Raw genomic sequence first — 20,384 nt, 5'->3', positions numbered from 1 at the left:
CTTTTGAATGGCAACAGTAATCCGCTGGTGGGCGCTGACGCTTATTGCCTGTGGTCTGCTCGCAGGCTGCGGTCTGACGCAGACCGTCACGGACAGTACGGTCAGCATCACGAAATCCATCTTCTACAAGAAAATTAAAACGCTGCATCTGGATTTTACCCCTCGCACGGCCATTAACGCCGATGGCGCACAGACGCCGCTGGCGACAATGGTGCGGGTTTATCAGCTCAGGGATCGTAAAGCGGTTGATGCCGCCGATTACCAGACGCTGCTGCGCAAGGCAGATACAGTACTTAAGGACGACGTGCTGGCATCAAAAGAGCTGCTGGTGATGCCCAACGGCAGCGTGACGCTCAATGTGCCTATGGATGAAGACACTCAGTTCGTGGCTGTGGTGGGGCTGTTTAACCGACCGGATCAGAAGGACAACCGCTGGCGGCTGGTGCTGACCCGTGACGACCTCGACCCGGACAAACCCCGCACGATTGAACTGGGTGATGGCTGGCTCAGCCTTGTGCCGGTAAAGGAGTGACGTGATGGATAACTGGTTAGCGCTTTTTGACGGACAGACCCGTTACTTTCTGGATATTAATGACAGTACAGTGAAGCCGGATGTCCTGCGTTTTCGCGGCAGGGAAGCACTGAGCGAGCCGTTCAGATGGGACATCGAGTTCACCACCCCGCAGGCGAACATTCCCCCGGAACAGGTGTTGATGAAATATGCGTCGTTGCGGATGCGGAGCGGTAAAAGTGTTCACGGCATGGTGACCCGCCTGGAATGGCTTTCAACCTCAAAGGACCAGTTCCGTTACCGGCTTACGCTCAGTTCGCGCCTGGCGCTGCTGGCACACACCCGGCAGTGCGCGGTATATCAGAACCAGTCCGTTCCTGAGGTGGTGGAGCAGGTGCTGCGCAGACACGGGCTGGAGGGACCCGATTTTGACTTCCGCCTGGAGCGCACCTACCCGCCGCGTGAAATTATCACCCAGTGGCGGGAAACGGACCTTGAGTTTATCCGGCGCATTCTGTCTGAGGTGGGGATTTACTGGCGCACGGAGATGGACGATGTGCGCGGTCTGGATACGTACATTTTTGCCGACAGTCAGCTGAACTATCAGTTTGACGTGCGCCTGCCGTACAGCGAGCCATCGGGTCTGTTTGACGGCGCGGCAGAATCGGTCTGGGATGTGCGGACCTGGCACAGGATTGCCACCGGCACCGTTACCACACGTGATTACAACTACCGGACAGCCTGCACGCCGATGGATGCGGCGGTCAGCGTGCGTAATGATGCGGTCACTACCGGAGAGCATTACCGCTACGCCGCGCCTTACCGTGACGCGGGTGATGGCACCAGCCCTGAGCCGGAAACCGAATCCGGCGCGTTTTATGCCCGGCTTCATCACGAGCGGGAGCTCAACAGGTCGGCCCGCATTCACCTGTTCAGCAATGCTGCACACCTCACACCCGGACAGGTGCTGGAGCCGCAGGGGGATGTTATTGCAGCCCTGAAAGAAGGGGTCATCCTCACCCTGGTGACCTACCGGGGGGCCCGTGATTCCCGCCTGCACGTGTCGGTCTGGGGAATGCCCTACACCGAACGTTACTGTTTCCGTCCGGCAGACATCCCGCGCCCGGTCATCCCGGGTACGCTTCCGGCACGGATAGAGAGCCGGGAGAAGAACGACATTTACGCCCATCTGGATGAGCACGGACGCTACCGGGTCAGGCTGGACTTCGACCGGGAGGGGACGGAGCCGGGTTACGGCTATCTGTGGCTGCGGATGGCGAAACCGTATGCCGGTGAAACGCTGGGCTGGCATATGCCGCTCACCGACGGCACCGAAGTGGCGATTGCGTACAGCAACGGTGATATTGACCTGCCGTACATCGCGTATGCGCTGCACGACTCGGAACACCCGGACCACGTGACCCGCGACAACCACACGCGCAACGTGCTGCGCACCCCGGCGAACAACAAGCTGCGGATGGAGGATAAGTGCGGTGAGGAGCACATCAAGCTTGCCACGGAATACGGCAGGACGCAGCTCAACAGCGGGCACATGGTGGACAGCAAGGGGCAGCTTCGCGGCCAGGGCACAGAGCTGCGCACCGATGAATGGGGAACCCTGAGAGCCGGGAAGGGACTGTTTGTTGGTGCGGATGCGCAGGCGAAAGCACAGGGTGACGCACTGGACAGGGATGCCGCGCTGAAGGAAATCGACAGGCTGAATCAGCAACTGCAGCAGCTGGAAATCGCGGCAGAACAGGCTCAGGCGCTGAAGGGGGATGTCGACAGCCAGATACAGATGTTTGAGCAGCGGCTGAAACCGCTCAATGAAGCGGTGCTTTTCTCGGCCCCGGAAGGCATGGCGCTGACCAGCGGTGAGCATCTGCAAATGACAGCCACAAAAAACGTTGTCATTAACGCCGGGGGCGATATCAGCACAGGCGCGATGGGCAATCTGACCACGCTGGCCGGGCAAAAACTGGGGCTCTTTGCCCGCACCGGTCAGCTGAGCCTGAAATCCGGGGAAGGTCCAATCGATGTCCAGGCGCAAAACGCCAGTATGCGGTTGTTCGCTGAGAAGAAGCTGACGCTGAGCTCAGCGAGCGACATCTCCTTTGCCGGGAAAAAACGTATCACGCTGATCGGCGGCGGAAGTTATCTGCGACTTGAGGCCGGGAAGGTCGAGTATGGTACTACGGCGTCGTATTTGCGCAAAGTGAAGCGGACTATGGCTGCGGGTGCAAACGACCTACCAATTGATTCATTGAAGCAGATGGCGATGATCCCCCTATATTTTGACAGAAAGCTTAGATTTTCTTCTGATGTTAACTATCGGGTTGAAACAACGGATGGAGAAGAAATACTTTCAGGCTCTGGCACAGATGGATATATCGACAAAAAAGACAATGAATCTGAGTATTGGATATTTGTAAGCTGAGTAGGAAGACCATGAAAAAAATTAATATTGAAGTAGATGGAACCCCCTATCTGATTGTTACAAAGGATGGAAGGACTGAGTTGGGCATAAAAGGAAACACTACTTCAGAAAATGACAGCACACCTCATGACATTAAAGTACCAAACGTTTTAATTATCACCAGAAAAAATGGTGAGGTTCTATTTGTTTTACGAGGTGCCGAAAAGGATGAGTTTTCAATATTAACGGCTCAAACCCTTTATGACAATTTTCAATATCAATGGTTTGAGCCGTTAGCAGATAACTATAGGGAATTACTTTTTGTTAATGACGCAGACTATGCTAAAAAAGCATATAAAATATTTACATGGGATGATATAGCTAAGTTTTCCTTGGTTGACAGACCATCATATAGTTTTTATAAAAATATGGAAGGAGATTGGAAGCAGAACCCTGAGGGTGGAGCAGGATATCTTTTGGTATTAATCTCCGACATCCCCTATTGGACGGACGCCGTGGGCCAGATCCCATTTGCCGTTGACACCTACCGTAGCACTCAGAGCATAACTAAAACAGTACAAATCGGAATTGAATGGGGTGCAGGTACAATAACAGGGGATGTGGACTATTCCAATGAGTATGATAATTATTTCGTATTAAGAGGGGCTTTATTTGCTAGCAAGAATTTTACATATAAAGTAACATCAACGGGAAAATCTTATCCAGCAGTTGAAGTTGAAGAAATAAGTAACTCAGTAAAAGCAGAAATGCTTGGTGCCCCAATAAAAAACAGTGAGTTGGAGAAATATGGAATTTGGAAAAAATAAAACCGTTGCAATAAATATTTTAATTGCAGTCCTTGGATGCATTCTTGTTGTTACTGTTCATTATTTCTGCTACAAATGGTATATGGATCATTTCACTCCTCGAAGTAGAGGTGTCGGTCTTGGATTTGTAATGTTATACATGCGGTATATTATAATCCCAATAATATTTCTCTCAGCCTTCGTTAAATTAAAATATTCAATACCCATCCTTAGTGTGGCTTTTGTATTTATGTTTTATACATGGTTTGGAACAAATCCACTTCGAGTAATGTTGATGTTAGGTTCCTCATTATCCGGTTACGCAATAATTATTTTTGCAAAAAAACTTAAAAGAAATATAGAATAATTCTTATCCCTTATGACCTAAACCTCTATCATTTAAAATAATTCGATATATTATGAATCAAAAATCGCCCTCCTTATATGAAATTCTTACTGGCAACTTTACAGGGGATCTCCCCCTTGAAGTTGTAAACGAAGAAGACCAAGTCATTTTATCCGTACTGGATAACATCCAGCGTATTTTGAACGCCCGGGCCGGGACCATATCCCATCTACCCGATTATGGTTTGCCCGATATGACCAAAATTCTGCAGGGTATGTCCGGGACAGCCCACGAGCTGATCGATACGCTGTCCGGTGTCCTGCTCAAATATGAACCCCGTTTGCAGTCACTCACTGTCACCTTACTCGAACAGCAAGTGCCAGGGGAGTTGCGCTACGCCATCGATGCGGAACTGAGAGGTATCGGACTTGTACGGTATGGCACCGAGTTTATGCCTGAAGGTAAAGTGCTGATCAGACATCTGAAACAACGGCAGTATCTTGATGCCCGTTCCGCAATATAGTTCTGACTCTGGCTGAAACCATCATGACGACACATCCTGAGCGCTGTCTTAAAACCGGCGGCGACCCGCGCACGTTGGCAGATTACGCCGCGTTGCGCGATGAAATGAATAAACTGAGCCATCCGGCGCGGCCGGATGTCAACTGGCAGTCCGCGGAAAAGCTCTGCCTGTCGCTGTTTGAACACAACGGCGTGGAACTGCAGACTGCCGCCTGGTACACGCTTGCCCGCACGCAGTTGGCCGGGCTGTACGGTCTGAACGAAGGGCTGGCGATACTGGAAGCGCTGGTCGCCCGTCAGTGGGGCAACCTGTGGCCGCAGCCAGTCCATGCGCGAATGGAGATTCTCAGTGCCCTGAGCAGGCGACTCCTGCAGGTGATGCGCGCCCTGACGCTGACGTATGCTGACCTCAGCCAGTTATACCGGGCGGAAGAACACCTGAAAGCGCTGGGCGATGTGTTGCAACGACTGGAATTAAAACACGCCAGCCAGCTTGATGTCCTGCTCACCCTGATGCATAACGCGACGGTGCGACTGGAAAACAGCGATGGCGCGACCAGGAGTGATAACCCGCAGCAAACGGGCGTTACCGTGCCGGGCGGGGCGATTCTCCCTGAAAGCGTCAGAGAACCAGCAGAGCGTGTGAAATGGGTGTATGTCCCGCGGCCGGAACCGCTGGTAAATGTGGCGTCGATGACGGAATCCCCGGTTCCCGCAAAGTCCTGGAAACCTTTTGTCGCCGGGATGCTGACCATGCTGGTTGTTGCGGGGGCTGCGGCAGGGATCTGGCAGGCGATGCACCAGCCAGATCCGGTACAGGCGCAGTTTGCGGCAACGCTCACCCCGGTACCCGTAACGCTTTCTGCTGAACAACTGGCATCGCTGCGCCAGAAATCGCCATTACCGGAAACGGGGCTTCGCCAGACGCAGCAGCAGTTAGCGCGGTTTTCGCAGTTAAAGCCGGACTGGGCGGTCAGCTATGGGGACCAGCTTGTGCAGCAGGCGCTGACGTTGTGGCCGGAGCAGGCAAAACCGCTGGCACAGCAGTGGCAGCAACAGATAACTGCCGTCGCGCTGCCGCCGGAAAATCTCAGTGACTGGCACCAGGGGATGACGCAGTTACATCAGCTTGCTGACCGGCTGAACGCACTGGATGAGCAGCGCGGTAAATACATGACGGTCAGTGAACTGAAATCGCAGGTGTTTGCCATCACGCAGTCGTTTAACCGCGCCGTTCCGGTGGAGGAGCAGTTGCGTCAGTTATCCGGAATACCCGAAGGGCAGCCGTGGCCAGCGGCGCAGCAGAACCAGACGGAACAACATCTGCAACAGCTGATTGCCCGCTATGTCCTTCTGAAACAGAAAATGCCGGAATAATCCGTCAGCAGGTCAACAGGGAGTGAATGTGTCAGCCAGAGAACGATTTTTTAAGAAAGTGCAGCAACATCACGCCAGTACACCGCCCGGTAAAAAATCCACTGAGGGGGAAATCCGGGCATTCTGCCAACGGATGGACTCACTGGTGCAGCAGATAAATGCGTGGTTTGAGGGAAGCGGGATTGAGGTCATCATAGCGAAAAAATATCTCTATGACCTGAGCACCGTAGGGCTTAGCCTTAACTGTGGCGTATGTCGCTATGAAATTACTACTATCAGATTACAGAACGGGAACCGCAGTGTCAGTATTATTCCGGAGCAACTCTGCCGGGCGGGGGACAGAGGTTGTGTAACCATGAACGTTGATGTGCCTGGCACTGCTTCTGGCAGGCAGACATTTTATTTGTGCATGGCGTCGGATAGTGGCTGGTTTATTCGCGATGAACATCAAGGGGCTCAGGGCAACGTTCTGTTGACCGAAGATGTATTTTTCCGGGCCATTGAGAATCTGGCCTGAATGTGGCTTCGTACGCGCTGACTGGCACAGAGTCTGGTTCTTTTGCTATTCAGTGATAATCAGAATTGATCGGCGGCTTTGTGCCAGAAGAATTAAATTTCATGCAAGAAAATAACTGAGTCTTTTTTCGGGCTATATTGCCGTAAAGTGAAGCTATTAGTGGACCATAGCAGTTAAAACGTACCGGGAACAGCCTGTCAATATTGCAATCAACCCGAAATTATCTTTGAGTATGATATCAGAAAGTGACTGACTGCATTTTGCAGTAATCTACAGGGGAAGAGGAGGTTGGAGCATCTTTCAGACGCGGCCAATTGCCCGGCTTCTGAACCTGATAATCCATTTTTCTATTTATGTACTGAATACTGCTTCGGTTTGTAAGAAGCCATCTGATTACAGAATGCAGATGGCTTCTTAAGTTATGAAAAATTACCGTTACATGATGTTATTCTGATAACCTTTATTCCTGTCGTGCATAAATATAGGGCGCAATATAACCTTCACTGTTTGCGTCCAGGTAATCCGACCACCATTGCATCATTGCTTTACGGGCATCCAGATGTTCAGCCTTGTGAATATACGCCGCCCGTACGCTGTTGCGTTCCTGGTGGCTCATTTGACGTTCCACTGTATCCTGCGACCACAGTTCCGACTCCATTAATGCGCTACAGGCCATTGTCCGAAATCCATGTCCGCATACCTCTGTTTTTGTGTCGTACCCCATCAGACGGAGTGCCCGGTTAATCGTGTTTTCACTCATCGGTTTGTACGGATTATGGTCGCCGGGGAAGACTAAATCCAGATGGCCGGAAATATCCTTTATCTGTTTCAGCAGGGCAATCGCCTGCCGGGAAAGTGGTACAATATGCGGGGTACGCATTTTAGCCCCTCGTCCGGAATAACGAACTTTTTCTATCAATTTACGGGTGGCTGGGATGGTCCAGATTTTGTTTCTGAAATCAATCTCGGTCCAGCGGGCAAAACGCAGTTCGCTGGAACGAATAAACAGATGCAGAGTCAGCATCACCGCCAGTCGGGTTAATTCCCGTCCCTGCTGGTAGTCACTGATTTTCTGGAACAGTTCCGGTAACTGTTCCAGTGGTAAGGCGGGGTAGTGATGTTTAGCGGGTGGGGCCGTGACGCCATCCAGATACATAGCAGGATTATTTTCGACCAGTCCCCGCTGTACGGCATAATGCATGATGTTGCAAAGGTGCTGCCATGTTCGGGATGCGACTTCCAGAAAGCCTTTTTCTTCGATGTCTTTCAGCAGTGCTGTGAAATTCTGCGTTTTCAGCAGAGTGACGGGTAGATGACCAATTGCCGGAAAAATATGGTTGTTCATACTGGCAAGCAGACGTGCGGCATAATCCGCCGACCATTTCTTATCGGCTCTGCTTTTATGCCACTCCAGCGCCACGACTTTAAAACATTTATCCGGGGAACGGGCAATCCGCTCATCAGTTCGTTGCTGAGCGGGATTGATTTTCAGGGCCAGTAGTTTACGGATGCCTTCGCGCTGCTGTCTGGCATCGGAAAGGGAAACCTGAGGGTATGGGCCTAACGCAATGCGAGATTCTTTACTGTTAAAGCGGTATTTGAGATACCAGAGACGTGAACCTCCGGGATTGATAAGTAAGTACAACCCATGAGCATCAGTCAACTTAAAGGGAGATGTAGACGGTTTTGTATTGCGGATTTTGGTGTCGGTAAGAGACATATGGTGGTCACTCCATTATCGAACTGAAATGACCCCAAATCAGACCACCAATTTGTCCCGATGCGGAGAGATAAATCAATATCCGCTGAGACAATTTTCTACGCTAACTCTCTGAATCAAAACACTATTGAGACATACTGAGACGCATAGAAACAAGAGTTTGGCTCCTCTGACTGGACTCGAACCAGTGACATACGGATTAACAGTCCGCCGTTCTACCGACTGAACTACAGAGGAATCGTGTGAACGGGGCGAATATTATCGACCTGCGTTCACCTTGTCAAAGGGGGAAATTAAACTTTTCGTTCGTTTGCCGACAATTTCAGCAAATCGCTGATTTTATGGCAAATTCGCGTTGAAATTACACAGCAAAATGCGCCGCCCGCAGGCGGCGCGCAGGATCAGAACAGTACGGAGTAGTTCAGACCAAACGTACGTCCGCGGCCTTTATAGGTATACAGGCCCGGTGCACCGTAGGTTGGGCTGTACAGCCCCGGTGCGCGCTGGCCCCAGGCGGTGGTGTAGTCTTTGTCCAGCAGGTTTTCCACGCTGAAGCTGACCTTACCCACCGGCAGGGCGTAGCTGCCCAGGAAATCGACCGTGTTATAGCCATCGATCTTCTTGCCGTCGGCGTCTGACACGTCAAAGGTCTGCGTGCTCTGTACGCGCAGGGTCCAGTCGCCTGGCGCCCAGTTTACCCATGCGCTGGCTTTCGACGGGCTGGCGCTGTCGACCGTCAACTTCTCCCATTTCCCGTTTTCGCGGGTTTCAGACTTAATGGCGTTAAAGTTCGCACCGGTGCTCCAGTCGCTGTCGGTGAAGAAATAATCCACCTGGCCTTCCACCCCGTAGATACGACGCTTGTCGTCTTCCAGGTTGATGGTCATATCCGTCTTGTTGATGGTGATGGTCTTATCCGAGAGCGAGTAATACGCCGCGACCTGCGTGCGCAGGTTATCGCCGGTGTAGCGCCAGCCCAGCTCATAAGCGTTGACCTTGATACCGTCCAGCGTCGAGTCGTTCACGTTGACGCTGTTCAGCAGGTGATAGTGACCGTTGCTGAGCTGATAGGTGCCCGAGCCGTAGTACTTTGCCAGGTCCGGAATTTCAAAGCCCTGGGAGAAGTTAAACCACACCTGCTGCTGTTCGGTCAGGCGACCGAGGATCCCGGCGTTAAACAGGAAGTTGTTGTAATCGGTTTTCCCGCCCGGCACCGCGTCGGCGGAGGTGGCTTTCCCGGTGGCGATGGCCTGCTGCTGGGTATAACCGACAAAGTCATCCACCTTGTTTTCGGTGTACTGATAACGCACGCCGCCGCTCAGGGTAATGGCGTCAATGTCGTAGCTGGCCTGCAGGAACGGGGCGAGGTTGGTGATGCTGTAGCCCGGGTAACGGCCCACGTTGTAGGCATTATCCAGCTCCATGCCGCCGCTCGCCGCGGCCTTGCTCAGGTTAAAGAACTGCTGGTTGGCATCGAAGGTTTCGTGGTCGGCATCCACGCCCCAGGTCAGCGTTAAATCGTCCACCGGCTTGCTGTTCAGCGTCAGCTTGCCGCCGTAAAAATCGGTTTTCTGCTGGGACGCGCCGATGCTGCTCACCACGCCTTTGGTCAGGGTCGGGAACGGATAATAGGTCAGGCTCTCGTCGCGATAGTAAATCTGCGCGACCAGATCCTGGCCCCAGAAGTCGGTATTGGAGTACTGCAGGTTGATCAGATGGCGCTCGGTACCTGGTACGCGGTCAGAATCGAGATTACCTTTGTTGTACGCGGTCGCATCCCCCGTTACCGCCGAGAAATTCTTCCCGAGATACAGCCCATGCTTGCCGTCGGACTCGCTCTTGTAGTACTGCGTAGTCAGCTGCAGCTGCTGATGATCGTCAATGTTAATGGTACCTGTTCCCATCACATCAATACGGTCAGAGTACTGTAAGCCGGTCTGGGTGTTATCAATAATCACCTCGTCGCCGTTGCCGTCATACCAGCCGCCGTAGCGCTGATACGACACCGACAGACGACCGGAGGCGTTGTCGTTGCCGCCGCTTACGGCTGCCGACACGTTCTCGTCGTGATCGTTGTGGCTGTTAAATCCGCTCTTTGTCCCGGTCTGGAACTCAACTTCGGTTTCCGGCTGGCCTTTTTTGGTGACGATGTTCACCAGGCCGCCGGTGCTGCCGCCGCCGTAGAGTGACGTGGCGCCGGAGATCACTTCGATACGGTCAATGTTGAACGGATCGATAGAGTCCAGCTGGCGGCTGTCGCTGCGGGACGAGTTCAGGCGAACGCCGTCCACCATCACCATCATGGAGCGGCCGCGCAGGTTCATGCCGTAGTTGGTACGCCCCTGGCTGCTGACGTCCATACCCGGGATCAGCTGCGCCAGCACTTCTTTAATCTCTTTCCCGCCCTGAACCTGCTGCTCAATTTCAGCCCGCTCAATGACCCAGGTGGTCTGCGCCATCTCCGCCACGCTGCGGTGCGCGCGGCTGGCGGAGACCACGATATTTTCTTCCTTTTGTTCTTCCGCCCACGCAGAGGTAGAAAGCATTGCAAGCAAGCAAGGATTTAAAACCCAAAGATGAGAACGTTTCATTGTTATGTTGATCCTGATTGTGTGTGTCAGTACTCGGTGGTTTTTGCTAACGATTTAAAAGCTGGGTTGCTGTCCGGGCTGGCGGTGGTGCGCCAGTGGATAACGCCGGGTGTGGTGGCCAGTTCAAACGGCTCGTCAGCGTGCGCGCGATTCAAGATCCGCGCCGCGCGCCAGGCCATCAGGCTGAGCTGGGGTTCGGCAATGCCGAGACGGTGCATCCCGGCATTCACGGCGAACAGGCGGTTGCTCTGCGGGCCATCCCATTCGAGGGTGAAATCGTTGTTGATGCAGAAAGCTTCGTCCGTATCCAGATGCAGGCGGTGAGACAGCGGCGCGAGGAACGCGGGCTGCACGGCGCGGTAGCCGGTGGCGAAAATCACCACGTCGCTCTCCAGCTGCTCGCGGCCGCCGTCGAGGTGATGCTGTAGGCTCAGACAATGTCCGTTTTGCTGGCGCGTCAGTGCCGTCACCGAGCGGGACGGCAGAAGATGCGCCCAGGGTTTTTCACGCAGCACTTCAAAGCGGTGGTACATGGCGCGGTAAATCGCCAGCAGGGATTCGGTCGTAATACCATCGGACGTCATCTTCTGCTCGTGCAGCATCTGACGACGGGCCTCTTCACCCAGCGTGGAGAAGCTGTCCACGTACTCCGGCGTGAAATACTCGTTAGCAAAGGCGGCTTCATCCAGCGCGTTGTAGTTATTGCGGCGCGATACCCAGTTCAGACTCAGCGGCTGGCCCCATTCGCCACGGAAGATATTCAAAAACAGATCGGCGCCACTCTGGCCGCCGCCGACGACGGTGACGCGCTTGCCCGTAAGATCCGGCGTGCGCAGCATCATCTCGCTTGCGTGGAAGCAGGTATCGTCCTGCACGGTGACGCAGTCAGGCAGGTTGATCTGTTTGCCAATCCCCACGCAGACGTGGCGCGCCAGGAAGCGGTCGCGCTGGGTCACCACCTCAAACAGGCCGCTTTTCTCATCAAAGCTCACCTGCTGCACCTGCTGGCTGAAGGACAGGTTGGTGAGGTTTTCCGCCGCCCAGCACAGGTAGTCCGCAAACTCCTCACGAGAAACCGTGCGCTGTTCGGTCGTCAGGAAGCGGTAGAACTTTTTGCGCTGCACCAGGTAGTTCAGGAAGCTGTGGCGGTTGGTTGGCTCCACGGCGCTGACCAGGTCTTTCAGGAAGCTGGTCTGCATGTGGCAGTCCGGCACCATCATCCCCGGGTGCCAGGAGAAGTGCGGTTTACGCTCAAGGAACAGCGAGCTAAAACCGTCCAGCCCTTCGGCCAGAGCGGCGATGCTGAGGTTAAACGGGCCAATACCAATGCCGATGAAATCATAGGTTTTCATTGCGCTGACTCCCGGGAGGCGAGAAAAAGAGGGTTATCAAGGTCGGTAACGTAGTTCGGCAGCATGCGGCTGCCGCCGTCGTGTTCGGAGAAGGTCAGTTTGACCGGGTTGAGGATCACGCGAATAATCTGCGGCTTGAAGAGATCGAATTTGGCGAAGCGTTCTGCCAGATCCGGGTGCGCAGCCATATAACCCCGTAATACCCCGGCCAGAATCTGGTAGAAGCGCGTTTCGCTCACGCCGCATTGCAGAGTGAGACGCGAGATAAAACGCAGCACCGTGACAAAGTTACCGGTTTGCAGGTCGTGAATAATGTAATCCGCGTTCAGGCGCGCCGTGACGGCTTTCACCTGCTCCGGCAGGCTCTGCGCCTGCGGGAAGTCTTCATCCACCAGGCGCATATCGCCCTGGAAATCTTTCAGCAGGATGCGCTGCGGGACGTAATCCTTCATCACCAGCGTCACGTTCTGGCCATGGGCGATCAGCGCCACGCCGTAGCGGCAGAGCAGGTGATAGAACGGGATCACCGTTGCCTCAAACAGCTTTTCCAGCCACGCTTCGGCGCTTAACCCCGAGCGTTTAATCCACGCGTCGATCAGCGGGCGCCCTGCATTGTCGGTTTCCATTAACGCCGCCATCAGCACCGCCTGTTCGCCGTCCTCTAAATAACAGGACGGGTTCTCGCGCCAGATCACCCCCAGCATCTCCTGATAGCGGTAGGGCGCTTTCGGCAGAGCCGCGTAACCCTGATGCGACAGATAGCCGGCGGCGGGTTCGCCAAGCACCTGCGCGCCAGAGCGGATCAGCGTGGCGTCGGTGGCAAACTGCTGCTGCAGCCAGCGCGAGGCCAGCGGCCCGGCAGCAATGTACTTGCCTGGAATGCCGCGATAGCAGGAGGTGTTGTAGATAGTCAGCGGAAGCTTGATGTCATACTGCGCGCGACGGCTGGCGTTGGTGAGCGTGCGCAGGGACTGCTGCGCCAGATACTCATCGCCAAATTCGCCCAGCTCAACCATCTCACCGCGCGCCAGCTGCGCCAGGAAATGAATGGCGATCTTCTGCTGCCACTGCCACGGGTGCAGCGGCACGGGCAGCCAGCCGTCGTCGAGACCCAGCGCCTGCCAGCGGGCGTCAAAGCAGGCGCGCTCGGCGTTGTCCATGGCGCTGGCCAGTAGAGTATTGAGGTCGCAATCAGCGTCGCTGCTCCAGACCAGATGCTCCCGCTGAACGGCAACCCAGTGCAGACGAAAACGTCCGCGATACTCAGGCGCGTACTGGCTCAGCGCGTCCAGCCCCCAGCCGCGGCGACCTTTGTTGAAAATAAACTTCGGGTGACCGCTCATCAGACACTGTAATTCGTCAGGGTCGAGGTGGATCAGCGCGTCCGCGTCCAGCGCTTCACGCGCCTGCAGCAGCTGCATGTCGCCGCGCAGCGTGGCGTAGAGATCTTCCATGTGCTCTGCCGTTTGCGCGTCGCTCATCTCCAGCACCGCCGCCAGCTGAAGCAGCGCGCTTTCCGCTTCGACGGCATCGCCGCTGGCGGTGGTCAGGCTGTCCGGGTCGATATGCAGCCAGCCCCAGATCCCGCGCGTGGCGCGAAACTGCCAGGACTCGTTGCCCATGGTGATGCGCCAGACGTCCGACGAAACCGGCTCAGCGCGCAGGGTGCGTTCGTATTCCAGCTCGGCGAGGATCTTCGCCACCATCTCGCGGTTCACTTTCTGCCAGAGCGCGTTCACAGTTCCACCTCGCTGAAAAAGCGGTGACGCTGGCTCATGATGAGGCGCGAGCGCTTGTGCGGGAAGTCGAACTCTTTCATCGTGTCAAAACCGACGGATGCCAGATGGCGGAACAGGCGCTGGTTGTCGAAGCGCGGCTCGGCGACAATGCGCGTGGTGCGCGGTTCATCGAGATACAGATAGTGGCTCAGGCCGCGCAGCCAGCTGCGGATGTACTGCGCGCCGCGCCAGTTTTCTTCGCCCACCAGCATGTGTAGCCCACGGTCAAACGGCTGCCAGCGGTAGTGGCGGCCAATGCGGTCTTCCGGTGCCCAGTAGAGCTCAAAATAGCCGAACGGCTGGTCGTCGAAGCAGCCGATAACCGGGTAGCAGTACGTCGAGTCAAGCTGACGGCGCAGGTAGTTTTCCTGCTCGGCCTGCGGGCCCGCCATCTCCCAGAAGGCGTTCACGCGCGGGTTGTTCATCCATTGAGTGAATCGTTCACCGTCCAGCGCCACGTCGGCCACGCGGAAGCTCAGGGTGCGCTTAATTTGTGGATCGTAACGACGGTACACTTCGCCTTGCGGGCGGTGAGGACGCAACGGGAAATAGAGCTGACGGCTCTCATCAAACTGCATCCCGCCGCTGGCCTGTGATTGTTCGCCTTTCAGCCACAGCGGCAGCTGCCAGAAGCTTTCGCGTGCCAGATAATCCCCGTGGACCTGGCTAAACAGCGCCTGCGCCTGAGGTTCATCCTGCCAGGTCGCCCACGGCAGGGTAATGCCGGTCAGCGCGGGTGCGGCAACAAACAGCTGATCCAGTGCTTCGACCAGCCAGCCATCCGGGATCCCATTCAGACGCTCCAGCACCGCGCTGCCGTCGAGACCTAACGTCAGCGGCAGCGCGCGATCCGTTGCGGTGCAGCGAAAGCCATAGCCGGAATGGACGATATTCGCGATTGCCATTACGCCTTCTCCTTGTAAAACGGGTTGCTAAAGTCGAAATAGATCACCGCCGGATCGGCGATAGTGTTTTCATTGCGATCGTGCAGGTAGCAGAAGAAGTTGCCTTTGCAGTTCCAGGTCGGGCTGTCCAGCACGTAGTCGAGGCAGCGGGTCTGCTTCGCCGTGCGGCGCAGTTCCGTCAGCGCGTCGCGCACCCTGGACATCAGGTTCTCCTCGCCGTCGAAACCTGCTGCGGCGAGGGCGGCGGTGACGGCAAGGGTAGAGTTCAGCAGCAGGTAATAAGGGAAATAGCGCAGCAGCTGGCTCTCACCGAAGCGGTTTTCCACCTCAGTCTCGCCTGCCTCTTTCAGCCACGCATCGGCTCCTTCGGTCCATGCGCTGCCCTGGCAGTCGCGGTAGATCAGCCCGACGGGGAAATCCTGCTGCATCTCAACGAGAATATTTTGCTGGTGCGCCAGCAGGACCAGACCGTAGTCCGCCTCGGCGCTGAACAGCGGAAGTAATACGCGGTCGCAATAGGCGTCCAGCCAGCAGCGGGCGGCCTGGGCGAGCGGTAAATCCAGACGCTGACTCAGACGGCGTACCGCGGAGGCCAGCAGGCTATCACCGCCGTCCGGCGCGGCCTGGGTCAGGCTCACCAGCACGTTGGTCTGGGTGTCTGGCGTATCGAACAGCAGGTTGACGCGCAGGGCCATCAGGCTCTCTTCCTGAATACCGCCGCTTTCGTCACGCAGCCCCGCCCAGCCGTCTTCCTGCATCACGCGCATGGTCGGGTAGCGTGACTGTAATTCTTGCCAGCGTTCCGTTTTCGCCAGGCGCGCCAGGCGCATACCGCGCTTAACTTCTTTCACCGACAGCGTGCGCACGGAGTTGGTCAGGCGCACGCTGAGGGAGAACTTAATCATGTCGCTGTTGGTTTCGCTGTACAGCGAGCGGGAGGAGCTGGTAGGCAGCCACTGCGCGCCTGCTTCGCCCAGGTCCTGCAATGAACCGTTTTCCGCCAGACGCTGGCACCAGTCCTGCTCCAGCAGATAATCGGCCTGCCACGGATGCATCGGCAGCAGCCAGCGGGTGTCGGTGAAGTGGCCGAGCAGTTCAGGCGCGCTCTGGGCCGCGAAACGCAGCAGACGTTCACGCAGGGAGACGTTCAGGCTGTCGCCGGCAACGAGCGCGCTCTCAACGGCAAACCAGCGCAGCGGGAAGCGGGAGGCGAAATCGGGCAGATAGCGACGCGCCTCGGTTTCGTTGAACGGCTCGTGCGACTTCGGTGCAGGGTGAAACGCGTGGCCGACCAGCAGCGCCTGTTCCGCGTCGGCAAACGTCAACGGCTTATCTCGCAGGGTTGCCCAGCTGTGGCGCAGATCGATCGCCTGCCAGGTGTGCGCATGGCTTTCGAGGACGCGCTGCTTAAAACGCGCCAGCGTATCGGCATCCAGCGAGCCTTTTACTGTCGGCTTTTCAAGAATTAAATCAACCAGTTGATCAAATGTGACGGCGTCACCGTCATCACTGTTGCTTTGAATAAGCGTTGCCGGGAAACGGTACTGATGATGCTGGGTGGGAGAGAAATAGCGTACCGGAACCCGAAGCGCCTGGGTGTGGGACAGCGGAATATGAATGTCCGGTAACGCATCCGCAGCGGTAGCGGGGAGATAGCGCCAGTCCTTCGTTTCGCGCAACAGGGCGTTTAAAAAACACTGGGCTGCAACGTCTGTACCGGCAGAGCGGGGCAGAGCACGCATAGATGTACCTCATTCCATGATTGATAATAATTCTCGTTATGATATTCATTCTGTTTACAGTCGCAACCATTTTTGCAATATTTGTTTTCATAAACTTCATGATTTCCACACATTTATTGACACTATGTTCACATTCTCATGCGCACTGACTCTGAAATATTGACCGAAAACGTCACCTCAAAAGCCAACTGGCCCCTGGCGTTATGTGCAGGTTTATTAGGTATCGGGCAAAACGGCCTGCTGGTGATGCTCCCGCAGCTGGTGACCCTGACCGGGCTGTCACTCTCGGTCTGGGCCGGACTGTTGATGTTTGGATCCATGCTCTTTTTACCGGCATCGCCCTGGTGGGGACGCCAGAGCGAGCGGCGGGGGTGTAAGGCCGTGATGGTGGCCTCGCTGAGCGGTTATCTGGCCAGTTTCGTCGTCATGGCGCTGGTGGTCTGGGCGATGGCGGCCGGAAGGCTGGATACGGTCTGGGGGCTTGCGGGGCTGATCTTCTCACGCCTGCTCTACGGACTGACGGTCTCAGGGCTGGTGCCTGCGGCCCAGACGTGGGCTATTCAGCGTGCAGGGCTGGAGAAAAGAATGGCGGCGCTGGCGACGATAAGTTCCGGCCTCAGCTGCGGACGTTTGCTTGGACCGCCGCTGGCGGCGATGATGCTCAGCGTCAGCCCGGTGGCGCCGCTCTGGCTGATGGCGATTGCGCCGTTAATCGCCCTGCTGCTGGTGCTTCGCGAAGTCGCGGACCCGCCGCTGCCGCCGGTGGCGCACCAGTCGACCCGCCTGCAGGCCTCCATGCTGCCGTTCCTGATGCTGGCGCTGCTGCTGGCGGCGCTGGTAAGCCTGATGCAGCTTGGCCTGTCACCGCATCTTAGCCCCCTGCTGGAGGGCAATGCCCGGGATATCAGCCATCATGTTGCGTTTCTGCTGAGCCTGGCCGCGCTGGCCACGCTCGCGGCGCAGTTTCTGGTGGTCCGCCCGCAGCATTTCACCCCGGTGACGTTACTCTGCATCGCGGCGGTGTTGATGGTGGCAGGGCTTGGGCTGATGTCTGTCGCGGGTTTAGCGCTGTTCTACGTGGGGATTGTTATCACTTCACTCGGGGCGGCGATGGCCACACCGGGCTATCAGCTGCTGCTGAACGATCGGCTGACCACCGGGAAAGGGGCGGGCGTCATCGCCACCAGCCATACGTTAGGCTACGGCGTCAGCGCGCTGCTGGTGCCCGTGGTGACGCGCTTTTACGGCGAGCAGTCTTTGACGGTGGCCGCATGGGGAATGGCATTGCTGTTTTTAGCGTTGAGCATAGGGGTACGGTCAACCGAGCGTCCCCCTGCTGAAAAACCTTAATGGATCTGGCGGGAGGAATGACCGCCAGACTCCTCATTTTGCCGTAGACGCTGCAGGGGATCCTGCTGATAAAACTGGCAGAACCGCTGCCACAGCGCCGGGAAACGGGGCGCGAAGAGCTCGGGCGCACTGAAGAAATACTCCGAGAGCACCGCGAAGCATTCAGCCGGGTCGGTTGCCGCATAGGCGTCAATGCTGGCCGCGCTTTCGCCTACCAGGTCTATTTCATCCTGGATATTATCCATCGCCGCGTGCAGATCGTGCTCCCAACCCGCCACCTCGCGAAGTGGGATCAGCGGTACGCCGCTGGCGCGATCGCCGTTGCGGGTATCAAGCTTATGTGCCACTTCATGAATAATCAGATTAAAACCGGACGCATCGAAGGAGTCCTGAATGTCGAGCCAGTTCAGGATAATCGGCCCTTGCTGCCAGCTTTGTCCGGACTGCACCACGCGCTGGTTGTGCACCAGCCCGATATCGTCCTGCCATTCGTCATCCACCACGAACGGCGCGGGATAGATAAGCACTTCGTGGAAACCGTCCAGCCACTCAATGCCGAGTTCAAGCACCGGTAGACAGAAAAGCAGGGCGATGCGCGCGTTTTTCAGGGGATCGAGTTCGAAACCCTGCAGCGGAACCAGGCGTTTTTGCTGTAAAAAACGATCCGCCAGCTGAACCAGTTTCGCTTGTTCATCCGGCTTAAGATTAGCCAGAACAGGGATCGTCAGCGCGTCATCCCATGGCAGCGCCATATCCCGGCCAGCCTCATTCGATTTCCAGGGCCACTTAATCATCGCTTTGCTCGTTACTCGCACGTGAACAAAATGGTAAGGTGAAGTCCTGCTAACATGCCAAATAACCCGGCATGAAGGCAACCACTAAAACAGAAAGATGCCGGAGCTCCACCGCTATTCAAGCACTTATCCCATATCGCTTCAACGACAGTAGTCACACTTGCTTAAGCAAAAATTTTAGTTATTCGTTAAGTCTCCGAAATAAAGAGTTAAAGCGAATCAAGTCATAAATACGGAGACCAAAAATGATGAATAAAAAATCAGTTTTAACGTTAGCGATGCTCCTGGCATTGCCTCTTTCGGCAAACGCAGAACGTGCGTTAACGGGGTGTGCGGCAAAACAGCATAACATTGAACAACAAATCCGCTACGCCGAAACCCATGGAAATGACTATCGCGTTGATGGGTTAAAAAAAGCGTATGCAGAAGTGGTTGCAACCTGCACTGATGCGTCGCTGAAAAAAGAGCGTGAGGCTCAGGTGCGTAAAAAGCAGCAGGAAATTACCGAACGGGAGCTGGAGCTTCAGGAGGCAAATGCATCAGGACGCCCTGATAAGATTGCGAAAAAACAGGCGAAGCTTGAGGAAGCCAAAGCTGAGCTGCAGGAAGCGGAAGCTGAATTAACAAAATAATCAGCCATCCGCTGGTAATATTTTAAATCTGACCGGTTTGATAATAAGGCGACAAGGTGGCCTTATTATCGACGCGTAATTCGAACAATATTGTCAATCAACAGCGTTTTTTCCCATGCGGAGATCTGCCTGCCGTCGAGCAGCTGGCGGAGCATGTCGGTCTGTTGATGGCTAAAACCGCCGCCTGCCAGCAGTTGCTGACTAATCAGGTCGAGAATACGGTTATCCAGCTCGAGGATATGCTCCCTGACTGACGGCAGGGATTTTGGCTGCCAGTGGCTCTCGGGTTTTATGCGCCAGCTATCCAGATAGCGATATTGAATGGCTTTGCTGACCATCATTTGAGCATGAATATAGCCTTCAATACTGAGAGGATCCAGCTTGGCCTCCTCGGCAAAACGCTGGGTCTGTTTGAGCACCTTTTCTTCCCTGGGCAAATCCTCCACAGGCAGGCCCTTTATCAATTTATACCCCGCCACATCTTTCATCACCTCGAAACGCTGATTTATCGCATCGGCGAGATCGGGAATGCTGGTGGCAGTGACAGAAGCAGCCAGTGAAGAACCGCACATGAAAAATGAGGTGAAAACAATAGCGAGATAACGCATTACTCTTCTCCGTAAAGGGGGAATAAATATTTCAGGCAGCGTGAAAGACTATTCTGGCAGGAGTATGTGGGAAGGCAATATTTCATTGCGCTAATGAACGCGCATTTGTGAGCGTATATTGATGGATGGCAATGAATATATTTTTTACGAAATGACGTATCCGCTGAATCGGAAGCATTTGTGAGTCAATATTTCAAATCTGAAATATTGAACTTATTGCTAACATGACGAGGACATAATTTATCAATAAAGTCCGGTGCCCGGGCAAGAATATTCTTTTAAGGGCGACGGGGAGATTTATGTATGGGATGGTACATTGGCTATGCAGGGTGATTCTATTGTCAATGGCTGTATCCTGTGGGGATGATAAAACAGGGTTTATTTTCTAAGGCGTGAAGCGTGCTTTACCGGTTCGCC

17 protein-coding genes and 1 tRNA gene are annotated in these 20,384 nt (G+C 55.2%); 9 read left to right on the top strand and 9 right to left on the bottom strand.

Translation table 11 applies throughout. The annotated features are described in order from the left end of the window. Positions 1 to 7 precede the first annotated feature (7 nt). Genes tssJ through FU672_RS03050 form a run of 7 tightly spaced genes read left to right on the top strand, consistent with a single transcriptional unit; the run spans position 8 to position 6,495 of the window. Positions 8 to 532 carry a type VI secretion system lipoprotein TssJ gene (gene tssJ / locus FU672_RS03080; protein WP_148242095.1) on the top strand — a complete coding sequence of 175 codons (525 nt, stop codon included), beginning with the start codon at positions 8 to 10 and terminating at the stop codon, positions 530 to 532. 4 nt (positions 533 to 536) lie between these two features. Beyond that, the gene (locus FU672_RS03075; RefSeq protein ID WP_148242094.1) at positions 537 to 2,948 is read left to right on the top strand and encodes a type VI secretion system Vgr family protein; all 2,412 of its coding nucleotides are present in this window, start codon (positions 537 to 539) and stop codon (positions 2,946 to 2,948) included. 11 nt (positions 2,949 to 2,959) lie between these two features. Beyond that, a complete protein-coding gene (locus tag FU672_RS03070) occupies positions 2,960 to 3,754 on the top strand; it encodes a hypothetical protein (protein WP_148242093.1) in 795 nt (264 codons plus the stop codon). After that, the gene (locus FU672_RS03065; RefSeq protein ID WP_148242092.1) at positions 3,735 to 4,100 is read left to right on the top strand and encodes a hypothetical protein; all 366 of its coding nucleotides are present in this window, start codon (positions 3,735 to 3,737) and stop codon (positions 4,098 to 4,100) included. The genes FU672_RS03070 and FU672_RS03065 overlap by 20 nt, the downstream gene beginning before the upstream one ends. Positions 4,101 to 4,152: 52 nt before the next feature. After that, entirely contained in the window at positions 4,153 to 4,602 is a 450-nt protein-coding gene (gene tssE / locus FU672_RS03060; RefSeq protein WP_148242091.1) for a type VI secretion system baseplate subunit TssE, read from the top strand. A 23-nt stretch (positions 4,603 to 4,625) separates the two neighbouring features. Continuing rightward, entirely contained in the window at positions 4,626 to 5,978 is a 1,353-nt protein-coding gene (locus FU672_RS03055) for a VasL domain-containing protein (protein WP_148242090.1), read from the top strand. 28 nt (positions 5,979 to 6,006) lie between these two features. After that, a complete protein-coding gene (locus tag FU672_RS03050; protein ID WP_148242089.1) occupies positions 6,007 to 6,495 on the top strand; it encodes a hypothetical protein in 489 nt (162 codons plus the stop codon). Positions 6,496 to 6,955: 460 nt separating this feature from the next. Here the strand turns inward: FU672_RS03050 and FU672_RS03045 are convergent, their stop codons facing one another. The 7 genes from FU672_RS03045 to FU672_RS03015 all read right to left on the bottom strand — a co-directional run bounded on the left by FU672_RS03045 (position 6,956) and on the right by FU672_RS03015 (position 16,583). After that, positions 6,956 to 8,215, bottom strand: coding sequence for a tyrosine-type recombinase/integrase (locus FU672_RS03045; protein WP_148242088.1), 1,260 nt, complete (start codon positions 8,213 to 8,215; stop codon positions 6,956 to 6,958). Positions 8,216 to 8,376: 161 nt separating this feature from the next. Further along, a tRNA-Asn gene (locus FU672_RS03040) sits at positions 8,377 to 8,452 on the bottom strand. Between the two features lie 164 nt (positions 8,453 to 8,616). Beyond that, on the bottom strand, positions 8,617 to 10,806 hold the full coding sequence (locus FU672_RS03035) for a TonB-dependent siderophore receptor (RefSeq protein WP_148242087.1): 2,190 nt from the start codon (positions 10,804 to 10,806) through the stop codon (positions 8,617 to 8,619). A gap of 26 nt (positions 10,807 to 10,832) precedes the next feature. Continuing rightward, positions 10,833 to 12,158 (bottom strand): lysine N(6)-hydroxylase/L-ornithine N(5)-oxygenase family protein, encoded by a 1,326-nt coding sequence (locus FU672_RS03030; RefSeq protein WP_148242086.1) that lies wholly within the window; start codon positions 12,156 to 12,158, stop codon positions 10,833 to 10,835. Then, on the bottom strand, positions 12,155 to 13,897 hold the full coding sequence (iucC, locus tag FU672_RS03025) for an IucA/IucC family protein (protein WP_148242085.1): 1,743 nt from the start codon (positions 13,895 to 13,897) through the stop codon (positions 12,155 to 12,157). The genes FU672_RS03030 and iucC overlap by 4 nt, the downstream gene beginning before the upstream one ends. Next, positions 13,894 to 14,841 (bottom strand): GNAT family N-acetyltransferase, encoded by a 948-nt coding sequence (locus FU672_RS03020; RefSeq protein WP_148242084.1) that lies wholly within the window; start codon positions 14,839 to 14,841, stop codon positions 13,894 to 13,896. Before FU672_RS03020 ends, iucC begins: the two co-directional genes overlap by 4 nt. After that, complete coding sequence (locus tag FU672_RS03015; protein WP_148242083.1) at positions 14,841 to 16,583, bottom strand: IucA/IucC family protein; 1,743 nt, start codon at positions 16,581 to 16,583, stop codon at positions 14,841 to 14,843. Before FU672_RS03015 ends, FU672_RS03020 begins: the two co-directional genes overlap by 1 nt. 138 nt (positions 16,584 to 16,721) lie before the next feature. On the opposite strand from FU672_RS03015, the gene FU672_RS03010 reads away from it, so the two are divergent. Continuing rightward, a complete protein-coding gene (locus tag FU672_RS03010) occupies positions 16,722 to 17,933 on the top strand; it encodes an MFS transporter (RefSeq protein WP_148242082.1) in 1,212 nt (403 codons plus the stop codon). On the opposite strand, the gene mtfA is transcribed toward FU672_RS03010, so the two are convergent. Then, positions 17,930 to 18,727 (bottom strand): DgsA anti-repressor MtfA, encoded by a 798-nt coding sequence (mtfA, locus tag FU672_RS03005; protein ID WP_148242081.1) that lies wholly within the window; start codon positions 18,725 to 18,727, stop codon positions 17,930 to 17,932. The genes FU672_RS03010 and mtfA overlap by 4 nt on opposite strands. A gap of 245 nt (positions 18,728 to 18,972) precedes the next feature. Here mtfA and FU672_RS03000 point away from each other — a divergent pair, with 245 nt between their 5' ends. Next, the gene (locus FU672_RS03000) at positions 18,973 to 19,359 is read left to right on the top strand and encodes a DUF1090 domain-containing protein (protein WP_148242080.1); all 387 of its coding nucleotides are present in this window, start codon (positions 18,973 to 18,975) and stop codon (positions 19,357 to 19,359) included. A gap of 65 nt (positions 19,360 to 19,424) precedes the next feature. Here the strand turns inward: FU672_RS03000 and aroQ are convergent, their stop codons facing one another. Continuing rightward, positions 19,425 to 19,967: a gamma subclass chorismate mutase AroQ gene (gene aroQ, locus FU672_RS02995; protein WP_148242079.1), complete on the bottom strand. Its 543-nt coding sequence runs from the start codon at positions 19,965 to 19,967 to the stop codon at positions 19,425 to 19,427. Between the last annotated feature and the right edge of the window lie 417 nt (positions 19,968 to 20,384).

The organism is Enterobacter asburiae (assembly GCF_008080435.1).
GTDB lineage: Bacteria > Pseudomonadota > Gammaproteobacteria > Enterobacterales > Enterobacteriaceae > Enterobacter > Enterobacter asburiae_C.
The sequence above is the reverse complement of the archived record's forward strand: the minus strand, read 5'-3'. Positions and strand labels throughout refer to the sequence as shown.

Coding starts and splice junctions, on each gene's coding strand:
- tssJ (WP_148242095.1), top strand. CDS start 8: ATGGCAACAGTAATCCGCTGGTGGGCGCTGACGCTTATTGCCTGTGGT.
- FU672_RS03075 (WP_148242094.1), top strand. CDS start 537: ATGGATAACTGGTTAGCGCTTTTTGACGGACAGACCCGTTACTTTCTG.
- FU672_RS03070 (WP_148242093.1), top strand. CDS start 2,960: ATGAAAAAAATTAATATTGAAGTAGATGGAACCCCCTATCTGATTGTT.
- FU672_RS03065 (WP_148242092.1), top strand. CDS start 3,735: ATGGAATTTGGAAAAAATAAAACCGTTGCAATAAATATTTTAATTGCA.
- tssE (WP_148242091.1), top strand. CDS start 4,153: ATGAATCAAAAATCGCCCTCCTTATATGAAATTCTTACTGGCAACTTT.
- FU672_RS03055 (WP_148242090.1), top strand. CDS start 4,626: ATGACGACACATCCTGAGCGCTGTCTTAAAACCGGCGGCGACCCGCGC.
- FU672_RS03045 (WP_148242088.1), bottom strand. CDS start 8,215: ATGTCTCTTACCGACACCAAAATCCGCAATACAAAACCGTCTACATCT.
- FU672_RS03035 (WP_148242087.1), bottom strand. CDS start 10,806: ATGAAACGTTCTCATCTTTGGGTTTTAAATCCTTGCTTGCTTGCAATG.
- FU672_RS03030 (WP_148242086.1), bottom strand. CDS start 12,158: ATGAAAACCTATGATTTCATCGGCATTGGTATTGGCCCGTTTAACCTC.
- FU672_RS03020 (WP_148242084.1), bottom strand. CDS start 14,841: ATGGCAATCGCGAATATCGTCCATTCCGGCTATGGCTTTCGCTGCACC.
- FU672_RS03015 (WP_148242083.1), bottom strand. CDS start 16,583: ATGCGTGCTCTGCCCCGCTCTGCCGGTACAGACGTTGCAGCCCAGTGT.
- FU672_RS03010 (WP_148242082.1), top strand. CDS start 16,722: ATGCGCACTGACTCTGAAATATTGACCGAAAACGTCACCTCAAAAGCC.
- mtfA (WP_148242081.1), bottom strand. CDS start 18,727: ATGATTAAGTGGCCCTGGAAATCGAATGAGGCTGGCCGGGATATGGCG.
- FU672_RS03000 (WP_148242080.1), top strand. CDS start 18,973: ATGATGAATAAAAAATCAGTTTTAACGTTAGCGATGCTCCTGGCATTG.
- aroQ (WP_148242079.1), bottom strand. CDS start 19,967: ATGCGTTATCTCGCTATTGTTTTCACCTCATTTTTCATGTGCGGTTCT.